This is a genomic window from Chitinophaga sp. OAE865 (genome assembly GCF_040546735.1).
Classification (GTDB): domain Bacteria; phylum Bacteroidota; class Bacteroidia; order Chitinophagales; family Chitinophagaceae; genus Chitinophaga; species Chitinophaga polysaccharea_A.
In genome coordinates this window covers 3793513-3810440 of the sequence record NZ_JBEPOF010000001.1, presented here as the reverse complement: position 1 = coordinate 3810440, position 16928 = coordinate 3793513, and the positions used below count along the sequence as shown (strand labels likewise).

General features: G+C 48.6%; 14 protein-coding genes. 5 read left to right on the top strand and 9 right to left on the bottom strand.

The window, feature by feature from the left end; translation table 11 throughout:
- Nucleotides 1–6: 6 nt before the first annotated feature.
- Genes ABIE50_RS15535 through ABIE50_RS15525 form a run of 3 tightly spaced genes read right to left on the bottom strand, consistent with a single transcriptional unit; the run spans nt 7 to nt 3104 of the window.
- On the bottom strand, nt 7–1293 hold the full coding sequence (locus ABIE50_RS15535; protein ID WP_209860031.1) for an MFS transporter: 1287 nt from the start codon (nt 1291–1293) through the stop codon (nt 7–9).
- Between the two features lie 21 nt (nt 1294–1314).
- Entirely contained in the window at nt 1315–2463 is a 1149-nt protein-coding gene (gene dgoD / locus ABIE50_RS15530) for a galactonate dehydratase (RefSeq protein ID WP_209860036.1), read from the bottom strand.
- Between the two features lie 17 nt (nt 2464–2480).
- Nucleotides 2481–3104, bottom strand: coding sequence for a bifunctional 4-hydroxy-2-oxoglutarate aldolase/2-dehydro-3-deoxy-phosphogluconate aldolase (locus ABIE50_RS15525; RefSeq protein ID WP_209860037.1), 624 nt, complete (start codon nt 3102–3104; stop codon nt 2481–2483).
- Nucleotides 3105–3269: 165 nt separating this feature from the next.
- Here ABIE50_RS15525 and ABIE50_RS15520 point away from each other — a divergent pair, with 165 nt between their 5' ends.
- Together ABIE50_RS15520 and ABIE50_RS15515 are read left to right on the top strand one after the other, a co-directional pair.
- Entirely contained in the window at nt 3270–3710 is a 441-nt protein-coding gene (locus tag ABIE50_RS15520; RefSeq protein ID WP_209860038.1) for a (2Fe-2S)-binding protein, read from the top strand.
- Between the two features lie 16 nt (nt 3711–3726).
- Nucleotides 3727–5820 carry a xanthine dehydrogenase family protein molybdopterin-binding subunit gene (locus tag ABIE50_RS15515; RefSeq protein ID WP_209860039.1) on the top strand — a complete coding sequence of 698 codons (2094 nt, stop codon included), beginning with the start codon at nt 3727–3729 and terminating at the stop codon, nt 5818–5820.
- 76 nt (nt 5821–5896) lie between these two features.
- Here ABIE50_RS15515 and xylA read toward each other — a convergent pair whose 3' ends face one another.
- On the bottom strand, nt 5897–7225 hold the full coding sequence (gene xylA, locus ABIE50_RS15510) for a xylose isomerase (protein WP_209860040.1): 1329 nt from the start codon (nt 7223–7225) through the stop codon (nt 5897–5899).
- Between the two features lie 138 nt (nt 7226–7363).
- On the opposite strand from xylA, the gene ABIE50_RS15505 reads away from it, so the two are divergent.
- Nucleotides 7364–8203, top strand: a complete 840-nt coding sequence (locus tag ABIE50_RS15505) for an AraC family transcriptional regulator (RefSeq protein WP_185937190.1) — start codon at nt 7364–7366, stop codon at nt 8201–8203.
- Nucleotides 8204–8297: 94 nt separating this feature from the next.
- Here ABIE50_RS15505 and ABIE50_RS15500 read toward each other — a convergent pair whose 3' ends face one another.
- The 3 genes from ABIE50_RS15500 to ABIE50_RS15490 form a co-directional block, all read right to left on the bottom strand.
- The gene (locus tag ABIE50_RS15500) at nt 8298–10682 is read right to left on the bottom strand and encodes an ABC transporter permease (protein WP_209860042.1); all 2385 of its coding nucleotides are present in this window, start codon (nt 10680–10682) and stop codon (nt 8298–8300) included.
- 194 nt (nt 10683–10876) lie between these two features.
- Nucleotides 10877–11140, bottom strand: a complete 264-nt coding sequence (locus ABIE50_RS15495; RefSeq protein WP_209860044.1) for a hypothetical protein — start codon at nt 11138–11140, stop codon at nt 10877–10879.
- A 26-nt stretch (nt 11141–11166) separates the two neighbouring features.
- Complete coding sequence (locus ABIE50_RS15490; protein ID WP_209860046.1) at nt 11167–11439, bottom strand: DUF1963 domain-containing protein; 273 nt, start codon at nt 11437–11439, stop codon at nt 11167–11169.
- Nucleotides 11440–11789: 350 nt separating this feature from the next.
- Here ABIE50_RS15490 and ABIE50_RS15485 point away from each other — a divergent pair, with 350 nt between their 5' ends.
- A complete protein-coding gene (locus ABIE50_RS15485; RefSeq protein WP_209860048.1) occupies nt 11790–13325 on the top strand; it encodes a DUF5010 domain-containing protein in 1536 nt (511 codons plus the stop codon).
- 144 nt (nt 13326–13469) lie between these two features.
- Here ABIE50_RS15485 and ABIE50_RS15480 read toward each other — a convergent pair whose 3' ends face one another.
- Both ABIE50_RS15480 and uxuA read right to left on the bottom strand, forming a co-directional pair.
- Complete coding sequence (locus ABIE50_RS15480) at nt 13470–14357, bottom strand: hypothetical protein (RefSeq protein ID WP_209860050.1); 888 nt, start codon at nt 14355–14357, stop codon at nt 13470–13472.
- A gap of 129 nt (nt 14358–14486) precedes the next feature.
- On the bottom strand, nt 14487–15656 hold the full coding sequence (gene uxuA, locus ABIE50_RS15475) for a mannonate dehydratase (protein WP_354028036.1): 1170 nt from the start codon (nt 15654–15656) through the stop codon (nt 14487–14489).
- Nucleotides 15657–15841: 185 nt separating this feature from the next.
- On the opposite strand from uxuA, the gene ABIE50_RS15470 reads away from it, so the two are divergent.
- Nucleotides 15842–16885 carry a LacI family DNA-binding transcriptional regulator gene (locus ABIE50_RS15470; RefSeq protein WP_209860052.1) on the top strand — a complete coding sequence of 348 codons (1044 nt, stop codon included), beginning with the start codon at nt 15842–15844 and terminating at the stop codon, nt 16883–16885.
- Nucleotides 16886–16928 lie beyond the last annotated feature (43 nt).

Sequence of the window (16928 nt, the reverse complement as noted above, 5' to 3'; positions counted from 1 at the left end):
TTTTTTTTACTCATCCTCTCCCGTTTTTATCCGCTCCACATTCCCTACCAGGAAAAGATAGGAGCATGCGCCCAGCAACCCCAGCATCGCCACAAATACCAATGCCGGCGCGAAGTTACCGCCGCTGGCCAGGAAACCTATTACAATGGGCACAATGATGCCCGCCAGTTGCCCAACAAAATTAAATACACCGCCGGTAAGATTGATGAGATGTTTGGGCGCCAGCGTGGATACAAAGATCCAGGTGATGGAAGCAAAGCCTATCCCAAAAAATGAGAGCGACATAAAAAAGATAATAAGCCCGGGCGCATTTACATAATTGGCGCCCAGTATAAAGACCGACAACAGCAAACCTATGATGATAGGTCGCTTGCGCGCTTTCGCAGCAGATACGCCTTTCTTCACCAGGTAGTCCGATAAAAAACCGGAACACAAAATACCGGTAAATGCAGCGAGATAAGGTATCGATGCCCAGTAGCCCGATTTGATGAAGTCCAGCCCCCGGTAGTCTACCAGGTATTTCGGGAACCAGGTGAGGAAAAACCAGAGCGTAGCGTTCACTGCAAACTGGCCTATATAGATACCCCACAATTTGCGGTAAGAAAGCACGGCCTTCAGATCGGTCCAGCGGAAAGCCGTTCTCTTTTCAGCCTGCTGTTTGTCCAGCATGCCGCCGCCGCTTTCAATATGCTGCAGCTCCGCGGCGTTCACGCCCTTGTGCCTGAACGGGTCCCGGTAAAACAGGTACCATATAACGCCCCATACAATGCCAATGAGACCGGTCACCACGAACAACCCCTTCCATCCCACTTCCACCTGGATCATCGACAACACCGGCATCAGGAAGGCCAGGCCCAGGAACTGCCCGGAAGTATATACTGCAATAGCGGAGGCCCGCTCATTATCCGGGAACCAGTTGCTCACCACCCGGTTATTAATGGGAAATGCGGGCGCTTCAAATGCACCGGTGGCCATACGTAAACCAAACAGCGTGGTAAAGCCTTTTGCAAACCCCTGTATAATAGTGGCAAGCGACCAGGCAATAAGACTGAAAGTATACAAAATACGTGGACTGAAACGGTTCACCAGTATGCCGCCAGGGATCTGGAACGCCAGGTAGGTCCAGCTAAAAGCGGAAAAGACCAACCCCAGTTGCACCGGTGTAAGTTTAAACTCCTTGTCTATTTCAGAAGCAGCTACGGCCAGGTTGCTTCTGTCCATATAGTTGATCACTACGTTCACAAATATCAGGAACAGTATCCGGTATCGTATATTGGTAGGTTTAACACTCATGTTTTAGTTCCAGGTCTGTATTTACCATTCTGCTACACTGCCATCCGTGTGGCGCCACACGGGATTGCGCCAGTTATGCCCTTCCGCGGCCATTTTTCGTACATGCGTTTCGTTTATCTCTATACCCAAACCAGGTTTGGAAGGAATTTCCACATAGCCGTCTTTGTACTGGAACACGGTTTTGTCAACCAGGTAATCCAGCAGGTCGCTACCCTGGTTGTAGTGAATACCCAGGCTTTGCTCCTGTATAAAAGCATTATGACAGGTAGCATCTACCTGCAAACAGGCGGCCAGTGCAATAGGTCCCAGCGGACAATGCGGGGCGGCCGCCACATCAAAGGCTTCCGCCATGGAAATAATTTTCTTGCACTCGGTAATACCGCCGGCATGTGAAACATCAGGCTGAATAATATCTGCGTATCCTTCTTTCAGCAGTGTTTTAAATTGCCATTTGGAGAACATACGCTCACCGGTGGCAATGGGGATAGCTACATGTTGCGCTATTTCCCGCAGGTCTTCATTATTTTCCGGCAGCACCGGTTCTTCAATAAACATCGGGCGGAAAGGCTCCAGCTCTTTGGCCAGTATTTTGGCCATAGGCTTGTGTACCCTGCCGTGAAAATCGATGCCGATACCCATACCGGGGCCACCCGCTTCGCGCACTGCGGCAATACGTTGTATAGCAGCATCTATCTTTTCATAGCTGTCTATATACTGCAGTTCCTCGGTAGCATTCATTTTCACAGCCAGGAAACCCTGTTCTGCCATCTTACGGGCAGCAGCTCCCACTTCTGCAGGGCGGTCGCCGCCAATCCAGGAATAAACCTTCATTTTGTCACGCGCCCTGCCTCCCATCAACTGGTAAACGGGCGCGTTGTAGTATTTTCCCTTGATGTCCCACAGCGCCTGGTCGATGCCCGCAATGGCGCTCATCAGGATAGGCCCTCCGCGGTAAAAGCCGGCACGATACATCACGTTCCAGTGATCTTCAATATGCATAGGGTCTTTACCAATCAGGTATTCCATCAGTTCATCCACTGCAGTTTTAACCGTAGCGGCTTTGCCTTCAATCACCGGTTCGCCCCAGCCAATAATACCTTCGTCCGTTTCTATTTTCAGGAACAGCCAGCGGGGCGGCACCTGGAACAATTCATAGCTTCTTATCTTCATAACGTTATATTGCTTTTTCAGGATTGAATGGCGCGGATAAACTGCCTCGATTTTTCCGTCAGTTGCTGCAGGTATTCCGGCGTAATGGCGGCCTTTGCATTCACCAGCGCGCTGCCAATACCAAAACCGGCGGCGCCAGCCTGCTGGAAATCCCTGATGTTCTCCGGTGTGATACCACCGGTTGGCAGCAGGTGCATTTTGGGCAGGGGCGCTGTAATATCTTTGATATATGAGGCAGAAGTAGCCGGGAAAACCTTGATCATATCTGCTCCCTGTTTATAGGCTGCATAAATTTCAGTGGCGGTATAAGCGCCCGGAATGCTCACCAGGCCAAGCCCGCGGGCTGTTGTGATCACCTCCGGTTCCAGCACGGGAGAAAGGATAAAACGGGCCCCCGCAGCAGCTGCTTCACGGGCCGTAGCGGCATCCAGCACAGTGCCAGCGCCTATGATCATTTTATCGCCCATCCTGGCAGATACTTCTCTGATAACGGTCAGCGGATCAGCTGAATTCATAGTCACCTCCAGCAGGCGGATACCACCTGCATACATGGCCTCTGCCAGCCTTAACACATATTCCGGCTGCACACCACGCACGATGGCAATGATCTTATGCTCAAGTATTTGAGAGAGTGTAGACATGGAATTTATACGTATGTTGAATCACGGTAAGATAAAAATAAATAAGTGTATTTTCAACATTTCTTATCCTTTAGGTACCGGGCTTGCAGAAGTACCTTATTATGATTAAATTAAGTTTGATTTACCCGATAGCAACGGTTTTCTCATCATTATAAATCGTCTCTTATGAAGATCAATGTAAACGGCACGGATTATACCCTGGATGTGCCGGCTAACACCTCCCTTCTTGATGCTTTAAGAGTAAATCTACAGCTCACCGGTAGTAAATACGGCTGCGGTGAAGGCGCCTGCGGCGCATGCAGGGTGCTGATCGATGGTCATGCTACGCCTTCCTGTATTACACCGCTGGCCAGCGTACAGGATAAATTTGTGATCACCATAGAAGGACTGGAAAAAGAAGGGCAGCTGCATCCCGTACAACAGGCGTTTCTTGATGAAGATGCGTTTCAATGCGGCTACTGCTGCTCCGGCATGATCATCTCAGCAGTTGCTTTAAAAACAAAAAATCCCAGGCCCACCAGGCAGGAGATCATAGAAGCCATGCAGGGAAATATTTGCCGCTGCTGCGTTTACCCACGGATCATAAAGGCAGTCAGCAAAGCTTAACTTAAAACCACAGGTAATGAAAAATTCAGGCACAAAAGAAGCTCCCGTTGAAGGGATCAACAGGCGGAATTTCCTGAAACTGCTGGGCGGCGGCATTGCGGTGGCCCTTACCTATACGGAGCTGAACGCATTGTCAAAACAACCGGGCCTCTTTCCTCCCGGTGATGATACTATTGCCGCATGGATCCATATCCTGGAAAACGGAACGGTCACCGTTTACACCGGGAAAGTGGAAGTAGGCCAGAACATCCGCACTTCTTTATCGCAGGCAGTGGCGGAGGAACTCTCCCTTCCCGTTAGCAGCATCGAATTGATCATGGGCGATACCCTGCTTACGCCTTACGACCACGGTACCTATGGAAGCCTTACTACGCCTGCAATGGGGCCGAAGCTGCGGAAGGCAGCCGCCTCCCTGAGAGAAGAGCTGGCAAACATGGCAGCCAGGCAATGGAACGTTGGCAAACAAACTATAGAAGTAAAAAATGGCCAGGTCATCCACAACCCCTCGGGTAAAACAGTTAGCTTCGGCGATCTCACAAAAGGACAGAAAATACTGCTGCCGGTAAATGACCAGGTACAGCTCACACCCGCGGATAAATGGAGCACCGCCGGCACAGCGGTAGCAAAGGTGAATGCGAAAAGTTTTGTTTCCGGGAAACATAAATACGTATCAGACATGACCCTGCCGGGTATGGTATACGGGAAAATACTCCGCCCTCCCTCCTACGGTGCATCGCTGCTTTCAGCGGATACAGGGAACGCAAAGATCTCTTCCGGCGTAACTGTTGTCAGGGAAGATAATTTCATCGGTGTAACCGCCCCTGATCCTCAAACAGCCGCCAATGCGCTGGCAAGGATAGAGGCCCGCTGGAAAACCACCCCTCAGCCTTCCAGGGCAGAAATTTTCACGTACCTGAAAACGCATTCAGAAAACAGGGAAAAGGGCGCTCCGGAAGCCGTTAGAGCGGCCTGGCAGGCAGCCCCCATACAGGTACAACAACATTTTGAAGTGCAGTATATCGCCCATGTTCCGCTGGAGCCGCGGGCAGCGCTGGCGGTATGGGAAAATAAAAAGCTAACGGTATGGACCGGCACCCAGCGCCCTTTCGGAGTACAGGAAGAGCTGGCGGAAGTATTCTCCATCCCGAAAAATAATATCCGGGTGATGATGCCGGACACCGGCTCCGCCTACGGTGGAAAACACAGCGGGGAAGCGGCGGTGGAAGCAGCAAGACTGGCCAGGGCCACGGGTAAGCCGGTAAAAGTATTGTGGACGCGTGAAGAAGAATTCAAATGGGCTTACTTCAGACCGGGCGGGCTCATTGAAGTAAACGCCGGCGCCGGTAAAGAAGGATTGCTTACTTCCTGGGAGTTTCATAACTACAACTCCGGCGGTGCAGGCATCGAAGTGCCATATGAAGTGGCGCAACGGCATATTCAATACCATCCATCCGACACACCGCTGAAACAGGGCTCCTACCGCGGACTTGCAGCTACGGCCAACGTGTTCTCCATTGAAAGCGTGATAGACGACCTGGCCCGCCAGGTAAAACAGGACCCGCTTCAGTTCCGGCTTAACAATTTAAAAGATGAACGGTTAAAACAGGTACTGGAGGCCGCAGCATCCAAATTCGGCTGGAGGCGGCAGAAGGAAACCGGTCGTGGTTACGGTATAGCCTGCGCATTTGTGAAAAATGCCTATGTGGCCACCTGTGCGGAAGTAGCTTATAATAAATCCAACGGGCAGTTGCAGGTGCTCCGGCTGGTGGTAGCTTTTGAATGCGGCGCCATTGTAAATCCCCTGCACCTGGAAAACCAGGTAATGGGTTGCGTATTGCAGGGACTTGGAGGCGCCCTGTTTGAAGCGGTCGATTTTAAAGACGGGCGTATTTTAAATCCATCCCTTTCCAGCTACCGGGTGCCGCGGTTTGGGGATATTCCCGAACTGGACATCCTGCTGCTCAACAGGAAGGATCTTCCCTCCTCCGGGGCAGGCGAAGCGCCGATCGTTGGCGTGGCCCCCGCTATCCGCAACGCAATAGCAGATGTTACCGGGGTGAAACTGCACAGTCTTCCGCTATTGCCGCATGGAATGACACTAAAGGTCTAAAAAAAAATCCCACCCGCTCTTATGAGAGCAGGTGGGAGTAATAGCCACGAGGGCCATAACGGGAATGCTTAAAATGCTACAAATAGTTATTAATGATATTCTCCAGGTATTCCTGTCTTCCGCTTCTCACTGCCGGCTCTCCGTTGGCAACAGCAAAAGCGCGCAGGTCTTCCAGGCTGGCCTGGCCTGCTTCAAATGCCTTTGCAGTGGCTGCATCAAAAGAAGCATAACGCTCCTGGCGTAATTTTTTGTAATCACTTTTCTCAAGGATCGCATCAGCGGTGATCAGGGCACGGGCAAAGCTGTCTACCCCTCCGATGTGTGCATAGAATATATCAGCAGGATCGGTAGAGTTTCTCCTGATCTTTGCATCGAAATTGATACCGCCTCCTTTAAAGCCGCCGCCTTCAAGGATAATCAGCATCGCTTCTGTAAGTTCATTGAGATTGGTAGGGAACTGGTCTGTATCCCATCCATTCTGGTAATCGCCCCTGTTGGCGTCAATGCTTCCCAGTAAGCCGGCATCTATTGCTACCTGCAATTCATGCTGGAAGGTATGGCCCGCCAGTGTAGCGTGGTTCACTTCAAGATTAAGCTTAAAATCGTTCAGCAGGTCGTACTGGCGAAGGAAGCCGATCACTGTTTCTGCATCATAATCATACTGGTGCTTGGTAGGCTCACAAGGCTTAGGCTCAATAAAGAAAGTACCTTTAAACCCATTCTTGCGGGCATAATCCCTTGATGCCTGCAGGAACCTGGCCAGGTGCTCCTTTTCCTTTTTCATGTTTGTATTTAACAGGCTCATATAGCCTTCACGGCCGCCCCAGAAAACGTAGTTCTCTCCACCTAACGCAATGGTAGCATCAAGTGCAGCCTTTACCTGTGCTGCTGCATGGCTCAGTACATGGAAGTCGGGGTTGGTGGCCGCACCGTTCATATACCGGCGGTGACTGAACAGGTTTGCGGTTCCCCATAACAACTTCACTCCGCTCTCTTCCTGCTTCTGTTTCAGGTACTGTGTAAGCGTTTGCAGGCGCTTTTCATTCTCCTCGATATCGTTTGTATAATCCACTACATCCACATCGTGGAAGCAATAGTAAGGGAGATTAAGTTTGGTAATGAGCTCAAAAGCGGCATCAGCCTTATCTTTCGCCCTGGCAACAGGATCTGTGTTCTTATCCCATTCAAAAAGATGCGTTGCTTCTCCAAAAGGATCTGCGCCTGTTCCATTAAAAGAGTGCCAGTAAGCAACAGCGAAACGCAACCACTCTTTCATTGTTTTGCCGGCTACTACCCGGGTCTCATCATACCAGCGGTAAGCCAATGGGTTATCTGTCTTTGGACCTTCAAATTGAATAGCCGGAATTCCTGCGAAGAATGTTTTCTCTCCTGTAACTGTTTTCATATCGTGTTTTTGATAAGCAAATATTGCCTGATTTTAAAAAGTATTCAACCGCTATTTTTGAAAGAAAATATGCTATCTTATCAATATTTCGACATATTCATCCATTTAAATGATAAGATGGCTTATCTTAGGGCATGTATGAAAACGATTCTTCAAAAAATCACCAATGATTCAAGCCAGAGTTTTGCCTGCCGCATTTATGAAACACCGCAGTTCGAAACCAGCTGGCACAAACATCCCGAATATGAATTGATCCTGATATTAAAAGGACATGGAACTGCCATGATCGGGGACTATGTATGCGATTATAAAGTGAACGATGTGTTCTTCATGGCAGGTAATCTTCCGCATTGGTTCAGGAAAAGCCATCCGCAGATGAAAGGGGCCGCCCTGGTGATACACTTCACGGCCGACTGCTGGGGGGAGGGATTGTTACAAATGACAGAAATGAAAACGATACAATCCCTGTTGCAAAAGAACAACGGTATACAACTGGGGAAGGCGCTGAAAAAGGAAGTGTCCGAAAGTATGCAGCTGATGTACCGTGAAAAAGGATTTGATAAACTCATCCTGTTACTGCAATGCCTGCATAAAATAGGCCATTCCACGCAATATAAAACCCTGTCGGAAGACTTTAACGACACCGGCAATGTAGTGAACCCGGTCATCGAAAGAATTATTGATTTCTCTTTTAAACATTACCTGGAGAAAGTAACCCTGGAAGAGGTAGCGGCTATCGCCAATATGAGCGTGCCCAACTTCTGCCGCTTCTTCAAAAAAAATATCAAGAAAACATATTTTGATTTCCTGAGAGATTTACGGATCAGCCACGCCTGTAAACTACTTACCTCCACTACCCAGCCAATACTGGATATCTGCTATGAAAGCGGTTATAAAAGCTGGGCGCATTTCAGTAAACAATTCAAGGAAGTAAAGCTGCAAACGCCCAGCCAATACCGTAAAACGTATTTATCGTGATACAGAAAAAGACCTGTTGTAAATAAGTACAACATAACGGGTTGGAAAAACGCCGGCCCCATCACTATGAAGAAAACCGCAGGGGATATAACTGCTATTCCGTTCTCAAACTTTTTACAGGATTGGCTATAGCGGCCTTTATTGCCTGGAAGCTCACTGTAAGCAGGGTAACCACTACAGATAACGCCATCACCAGTATAAATACCCATACACCAATATGAATTTTATACTCATACTGCTTTAGCCAGTTATCCATGACATAAAATGCAATAGGTATGGCAATGGCGCATCCTGTTAACACCAATACCACGAAATCTCCTGAAAGCATCTGCCACAGGTTTGTTACACTGGCCCCAAGCACTTTGCGGATACCGATTTCCTTTGTCCGTTGTTCTGCCATAAAAGTAGCCAGGCCAAAAAGACCCAGGCAGGAAATAATAATAGCTAATACTGCAATGATGGCAGCTAAGCTTCCCACCAGCTCTTCATAGTTGAATTTCCTGGCATACTCCTCGTCTGCGAACTTGTATTCAAAAGGAAAGGAAGGATTATACTTATCAAACACCGGCTTCATGCGGCTAATGGCTTCAGATACCGGCATACCGGGGTTTATACGGATGCAAAGCTGGTTCACCCAGCCTTTAAAGAACACGATCATTAAGGGGGAAACCTGTTGAAAAGGGGATTCCATCTGCATATCAGGCACCACGCCAGTCACGGTCCGGTTCTCTCCATTCCATTTCAATACCTCCCCTACAGGGTTCTTCAGCCCTATTCGCTTTACAGCCGCCTCGTTTAACAACACGCCACTTGAGTCGGTAGCAAAATCCCTCGAAAAATCCCGGCCTTCTTTCATTTGAATGCCCAGTGTTTTCGTATAGTCATACTCGGTAGCAATGGTTGGGAAAGAGATCAGCTTGTCATTCTGCTGGCTCCCCTTCCATTCCCAACCGCTTTGTCTTGCCCAGACTTCGGTAGGAGGCGAATTGGTTTTACAAACGGAAATCACGGCGCCGGAATTTAACAGCTCCTGTTGTAAAGGATCAAAATTCCTCTTGATATCATCAGAGTAATTGATGGAAATTAACCCATACTTATTAAAGCCGACCGGGCGGTTCTTTCCGTACTGAATTTGCTGGTAAACGATAATGGTGCCAATCATCAGGACCACAGAACAGGCAAACTGGGTCACCACCAGTATTTTCCGTGGCAGGGCGCCGCCCGGTCCAACGCGGTGCGTTCCTTTCAGCACTTTTACCGGGTTAAATGACGACAGGTAAAAGGCAGGATAGCTGCCTGCCAGCAACCCGGTTAATACGGTAAACACTATCATAATCCCCCAGAAATAGGGATTGGTGATCTGCAAGCTCATCGTTTTTTCGGTAAGCCTGTTGAAATAAGGTAAAGCAATAGCCGTAATGCCCAGGGCCATAAAAAAGGCCAACACCGAAATAAACAGCGATTCAATCAGGAATTGCCCCATCAGTTGTTTCCGTAAACTGCCTACGGCCTTACGGATACCTACTTCCCGTGACCTCTTTTCAGACCGGGCTGTGCTCAGGTTCATAAAATTAATACAGGCAATTATCAATACGATCAGGCCCAGCGCTCCAAACATCCTGATGTATTTAATGAAACCGCCGGTGTTCACCCCATTTTCAAAATCGGCGTATAATCTCCATTTTGACATAGGAAACATCGCCACTTCCGGCTTTGAGTTGATCACCAGCTGGTCGCCGGGGAAATGATCCAGTATTACATTCTTTATTTTGGCATTTACGGTGCCGGGATCGGCATGATCGTTCAGCTGCACAAACGTACGCCAGGAGTAATTTCCCCAATTGTCTTTGTAAGTTTTGATATTCGGATAGATATTCTCCTGTAGCTGCCAGGGAAGTAACAGGTCAAAAACAAGGGTAGCATTTTTGGGCTGCCCGGCAACAACGGCGGTCACTTTCAGGTCATAGGCATTGTCCAGCTTCACTATTTTACCCACAGGGTTCTCCTTCCCGAAAAGCGTATGCGCCGTTTCTTCTGTGAGCACAATGGAGTATGGATCATGTAAGGGGTGGCTATCACCATTCAACACCTTAAATGAAAACATATCAATGGCTTCCTCACCTATGAAATAGCCCTCCTTACTGAACCTCTTATCGCCATAGGATAAAGAATGCCTTCCTCCCCAGTCGCACATGGCTACCCCTTCAAATTCGGCAAACCTGGCTTTCAGCTCATCTCCCATGGATAAAGGCATTCCACGGTTGGTATGCCTTACCCCGTCAGTAGTTTGATGCATGATCACCTGGTACAGCGTGCTGTAATGCTTATGATGCGTATTAACGGAAACCTCATCATAGATCCACAGGCCAATGAGCATAGCCACTGCTATACCTGTGGCAAGACCAAAGATATTGATGAAAGAAAAGATCTTACTTTTAGCCAGGTTTCTCCAGGCAACCCTGAAATAGTTTTTCAGCATAAATAGCGACTTTGGTCAGATGACGCGCCCCACAATAATGCCAGGTATTTTATGATTGTTAATCATTGGGATATACATATTTTTGGAAAAAAAATGTCCGGTATTGGCACAAGGGTCGTCCGGTTCCATAACACCGCTTACTGTGTGGATACGCTGTCGTTATACAGATAAAAAGAAAAGCCTGAAACGGGCAGCTAATTCATCACGCCCGTAAATTGAGGCAGCTGGTTGATTACCAGCAGCAATCCCAGTACAAGGAACACCCAGAACCTTATACTACGGTAGTTGGGCTCAGTGATGCTGTAAAGCAGCAGGCAAATCAGCCAATAAAGGATCGCTACCACCCTGAAAGCCATCGAATCTTTCATGTAGGTATTTGCAATGAGTAAAAGTATCAGCCCCACCGCTTCCAGGGGCGGGCCAAAACGTTGCCAGAATGAAACCAGTTTTTCTCTCATGACAATTATATCTTTCGTTAAATAATTTAACTGCTCTCCAGGGTTACATACACTTTGCGGAAGTCCTTCTTCGCAAGATCGCTTTTGCGTATCACAAAAAACAGGTCGCCGGCATCGCCCCACTGAAAATCCTCGAAAGCTTCATACAGGCTCCCCATCAGTTCTTCGTCATCCGGCAATGGCTTTGAAACGCCCCTGAACAGGTATTGATTGGAATGCCACGAATAGAAACCAATCGCTCCCCTGCCCCCACCGGGTATCAGCAATAAAATCACCTGCCTGGAAATAATCCTTACCATCTGCCGTCAGTGCAAAAGCATGAGTGTCCATGAGTCCGTTCTTTTAAGATGCAGCTTGTTTCCGTTAAACTGGGTTAACCGGGTTATCGTTATAGACGTAATGATACGGAAAAGCTCCGAAAACAGCAAGCGCCCATTTTTTCGTAGTGTCTTCCACGTTATTAATGCACTTGTTAAGCCTTTTGTTAAGCAGGTGCTTCTACCTTCACCTTTTCTTCATTAAAACCCACGGTATGAATTATTATCACCCGCCATGAGGCAGCAGCATCACTAATGCTGCGCCCCTCTTTCCACGTTAATGGGCATTCTTCTTTCAATGCCTCATTTACCATCTTATAAAACTTCAGATTATGAAACACCTGTTATTTGTTAGTGCACTGATCACTGTAGTGAGCATATCATCCTGCTCAAAGAAAGCACTGGAACCGGAAGCTGTTCCAGGCGACAAAACGTTGTCGGCCTCCGCGAGCACCCTGGCGGCCACCCAATTCATTGGCTCCGTAGTTGGCTTCAATAACACCATCCGTTCAGGAGGAGGCCCCAATCCCACACCTGCAGGTAACATCCTTTACAACCTGCCCCTGTATAAATCATCTGCCAGCGAAGACGACTGGTGGGATAACCTGGTGGAAGAATTTGCCTTCAGCGGGCAGGACTTCTTCGCCGCCAATTGCCGTGGCTACAGTCCCAATGTGCCTACCGTTGACCATGGTGATCCGCGTAAGCTGACAAAGCTCACGCAAGCCATGGACCGCAGGGGTGTAACCGGTAAATTCACCATCGCCGTATTTGATGACTGCCCCTCATCCTGGTGCGCCAACAGGAATGTGGATAACGGGCTGGGCTATACGACCTCCACTCCTTTCGACTGCGGCGATACTGCCAATTATAAGTACATCTGGACCTACAATATCAAAACCGCCTACCAGAATATACCAGACGCCAAACGCTTTAAGTATAACGGCAGGCCGGTGGTGTTTTTCTGGGCCGTGCATCCCAGCTGGGCTATTAATTCCGGTAACGGTAACCTGAAGAAGATCCTGCAATATATACGCGCCCAGTTCAACGCTACCTTCGGACAAAATCCCTACCTGGTCATTGAAAAATCGTGGATCGACAGAGACCCTGCCGTGAACGACCCAACGGTAACGGATGCCGTGCATAACTGGTTTAACATGACCAACCCCTCTACGCTGTATACTTTCAACGGTGTAAAAGTAGGCTCCGGCGTGCCGGGCTTCCGCGTAGTGCAAGGCACTACCAATATGTTCATCGATGCCAACCACGGGCAAACCTGGATCAACACGCTCACCAACACCTGGGGAGCCGGCGCCCTGTTTACCTTACTGGAAGGCTTCACCGACTGCGCAGAGAATGCCGCTATTTTCAGGAGCAAAGATGTTACTTATTATGATTATCCCAATCAACGTATCAATATCCTGCGGCGCTTCAGCAACGACCCATATCCTGCTACACTGAAAGTGGAAGCGGAAGGATGCGATTTTTACAATGACCTTAGCAGCGGCAACAGCGGCGGTACTTTCCGCGATGGCGACCTGGACATCGTGAAGAATGGCGATACCTACGGCGGATGGCATGTGAACAACACACAGGCCAATGAATGGCTGGAATGGAGAGAGCTTCCCTTCAGCGCCGGCAACAGCAAGTTCGAAGTGCGCTACTCTTCCAACCAGGCGGCGTCTATCCGCTTCAGTGTTGATGGTGTGGATCTGCCGGTGATCAGCATGCCGGTTACCGGCAACGGCGCCTGGTCACTCATAGACGCAGGCACACTTTCCTTTCCTGCGAATGGGCTTCACACGGTACGCCTGAAAATAGTATCTGGTTCATTAAGTATTAATTTCTTTAACAGGGTGAGCTTATAAAAAAAACAGCCGGCTCAAAACAAGAGCCGGCTGTTTTTCATTGCTGATGCCTCCAGGCCTGGTAGGTTCCACGGTAATGGTGATTTCTTTATTATCTGTTTGCATCATACTTACACAGCAGGCGCTCCTTACAAGAGTGCTTGCTTATACCTGTTCCATGGGTTGAAGTATCCAGGTATTTGCCTCTGTTAAAATCCCCAGTGCCCATTCCTGTACTTCGTCAGGCACCAGATACAGTGTGGAAAGCGGGTAGCTGCTATCATAAAACGGGATTTTTTCAATGTTAAAACCAGCAGCTTCATAAAAAGACATAGCAGCAGCTTCATCTGCAAAATCATTTGCCGTAATATTTCTTCCTACCTGTTCTGAAATGTTGCCCAGCACAGAAGTATACAGTTCTTTGCGGCTGCCGGTTAGTGCGGCAAATAATTGCTTCCGTATATCTGAAAACATTATATCCGTAGTGATCCAGCAACCACCGGAAGTTTTAAGCAAAGCCCGTATATTCTCCGCCATGATCTTTTTCTCTGAAGTATTTAAATACATCAGCAGGCCTTCGTTACAGATATCAAATGTTTTTCCCTGGAAATGCCCGGCAGCATTTTCAAGCTGCGCCTTATCCAATACATTGGCTGCATGGAAATGAATACGTTGCATGGGCAATCCCTGTCGCCACCCTATGCTGTTGATAACAGGCTGGCTTTCTGCAAGTATTTCCGGTAGATCTGTTCCTATATATTCAATCCCTGCCGCTGCGAGCTGCAAGCCACGGGGCGATAAGCCACAGGCCAGTTCGATGATATGCTGTGCCCCGCTTTTCATAATAGCGGCATCAATGGCCTTATATCTTGCTTCCAGTATTAAAGGAGAGAAGGTGGTCATGGCGGCTATATTATTGCCGAGCGACTGCTCCGCGGTTTGCTCTGCCTGCAGGGCAACAGCAATTTCCTTTGAGAAAGGAATATCCGATAACGACTTCCAGTAAGCGGCAATTTTCGCGGTAGGGCTGATTTTGCTATGTGGGTTTTCCATCGTTTTTTTTACGACGAAATTACAGGCCGGTGCATGCACCGCGCAAGTATTATCCGGTAAAACGCCTCCCGGGGAAGGTAAAAGCCACGGGAACACCGGTGTATCAGATTGCGGATACTAAAAATTATTTCAGGCCTGCAACAAACTGGCCAACCCTACCTGCAACCCGCGAAGCTCCGCAAGCCCCTTCAATCTTCCTATACATGAATAACCCGGGTAAGTGGTCTTATCCAGGTCGTCGAGCATCTGGTGACCATGATCCGGCCGTACCGGTAAAGAAACGTCCCGTTGTTTCATCAGCAGTAACAACTGCCGAACAATAGCTACCATGTCTGCATCACCATCTAAATGATCTGCTTCAAAAAAGTTCCCGGCAGCATCCCGGCGGGTATTACGCAGGTGAAGAAAATGGATATGCGCTCCCAATCGCCGGATGATCCCTGTAAGATCGTTACCCGGCCTTACCCCCAGTGATCCCGTGCAATAACACAAGCCGTTGGCAGGCGAAGGCACTGCGTTGACGATGTTTTGCAGATCCTCTTCCGTGCTCACCACACGTGGTAATCCCAGCACCGGGTAAGGCGGATCATCCGGGTGTATGGCCAGTTTCAGGCCCTGTGCTTCCGCCACCGGTACTACTTCTCCCAAAAAATAAAATAAGTGTTCCCTTAGCTTCGATGCATCAATGTCCCTGTAGGTTTGCAGTGCGGCTAAAATTTCTTCCGGTGTAAATCGCCCGGTGCTACCCGGCAAACCTAATAAAGCATTCTGGAATACCTTATGTTTTTGCTCTTCGGTATGCGTATGCAGCCATTGTTCTGCCGCTGCAATTTCGGCGGCAGTGTAATCTTTTGCAGCGTTCTCTCTTTTCAGCATAAAAAGATCAAACGCCACAAAAGCGGCGCGCTCAAAATAAAGGGCCTTGCTCCCCGCAGGCAGGGTATAACTAATGTCTGTACGTACCCAGTCCAGCACAGGCATAAAATTATAAGTGATCACCTTCAGCCCGCATGCAGCAAGGTTTCGCAGGCTTTGCTTATAATTATCGATATGCGCCAGATAGTTCCCGCTTTGCCGTTTGATGTTCTCACTAACAGGCAAACTTTCCACTACCGTCCAGCTCATACTTTCTGCTTCAATCAGGGCTTTCCGTTGCTGAATTTCTGCTACCGGCCATACGTCGCCAACAGGGATATGATGTAATGCGGTAACAACGCCACCGCAACCCGACTGCCGGATGTTTTTCAAACTAACAATATCATGCGGCCCGAACCAGCGCATGGTTTCATGCATTAACATAAAATATTTATTTTTTTGAGAGAGATGAATGTTACATCCATACCGCAATAGCATTCATTGATTGAATCGGCGGGTTAATAGTTTGCCCCGGGAAACGAATATAGGAAAAATCAGGAGCTACGTAACCGATTGCATTTGTTTATTCAAAAAAAGTTCATTTCCTTTGATGGACAAGCTGCACTAAAATGTCTGAAGACCGGGAGGTAACGATATATGATATAGCCAGATACCTGAATGTTTCGGCTGCCACTGTAAGCAGGGGATTGAAAAACAATCCCATGATCAGCAAAAACACCCGGAAAAAGATCACTGAAGCCGCCAAAACGCTTGGTTACCAATCCAATACATTCGCCAGCAGTTTAAGAAGCAGGCATACCCATACCCTGGGCGTGCTGGTGCCACGGCTTAACAGCCATTTCATGTCGTCTGTACTGGCCGGCATGGAAAATGCCGCCAACAGGCATGGTTACAACCTTATTATTGCGCAATCGCTCGAAGATGTGGAGAAAGAAAAGCGCAATGCGGCCACCATGTTTAATAAAAGAGTGGACGGGCTCCTCATTTCACTCTCCTATAATACCACAGACATCCACCACCTGGAGCCGTTTTTCAAGCGGAAGATCCCCGTTGTTTTCTTTGACCGTATTTACCCGCACGAGGAAAGCACTTCCGTAGGCATCAATAATTATGAGGCTGCCTATAATATTACCAGGCACCTGGCAGAGCAGGGATGTAAAAGGATCATGCACCTGGGCGGCAACCTGTTGCGGAATGTATACCAGGAGCGGCTGAACGGCTACCGCCAGGCCCTGCGCGACCATCACCTGCCGGTTTCCAAAAAGCTATACCTGACAAGCACCCTTTCCGAACAGGCCGGAACTGAAGCCGCCAGGTATATCCTGGACCTGCCCCCGGGCGAACGGCCCGACGCCGTTTTCTCTGCCAATGATACCGCTGCCGTGTATTGCATGCTTGCCCTCAAGGCAGCCGGGCTCCGTATCCCGGAAGATATTGCCTTTGCCGGCTTCAACAATGATCCCATCAGCCGGGTGATTGAGCCTAACCTTACCAGCATAGACTATTCCGGCGACAGCATCGGCAATACCGCCGCTACCTATTTAATTAACCATCTTAAAGGGATCAGCAACCTGTATACCACCGATGCCATTACGCTACGCGCGGAAATGGTGATCAGGGCCTCTTCCCTGAAAAAGAAATTGCGGGGATAAGATTTTTTTTGAGATATTTACGCAACCGATTGCGTAAAAAGTG